This is a genomic window from Neisseria sp. P0014.S009, from assembly GCF_051958155.1.
Taxonomy (GTDB): Bacteria; Pseudomonadota; Gammaproteobacteria; order Burkholderiales; family Neisseriaceae; genus Neisseria; species Neisseria flavescens_C.
In genome coordinates this window covers 1-243 of sequence record NZ_JBQCVS010000222.1, presented here as the reverse complement: position 1 = coordinate 243, position 243 = coordinate 1, and the positions used below count along the sequence as shown (strand labels likewise).

Genomic DNA, 243 nt, shown 5'->3' with positions numbered 1-243 from the left:
AATCAGCACAGGCTTGCTTGGGTCGGCTTTCAAAGCGGCATCCATAGCGGCTTTGAGTTCGTCGACATCGGTAAACATCTTGCCGTGGTCGGTTTCTTGTCCGGCTTCGGATGGCGGAACCAGCGTTAAGAAGTGGTGGAGAGCGGTGGTTTGTTTATTGAAGCTTTGCCAGCCAAACCATGAGCCGCCAATCAGCAGTAAAAAGCCCAATACGGCGGCAACTGTTTTCAGACGGCCTTTTTG

Annotated in this window: 1 pseudogene; it reads right to left on the bottom strand. The window is 52.3% G+C overall.

The features are described from left to right. Positions 1-243, bottom strand: a pseudogene (locus ACTHS4_RS12410) (protein-disulfide reductase DsbD); the annotation flags it as partial.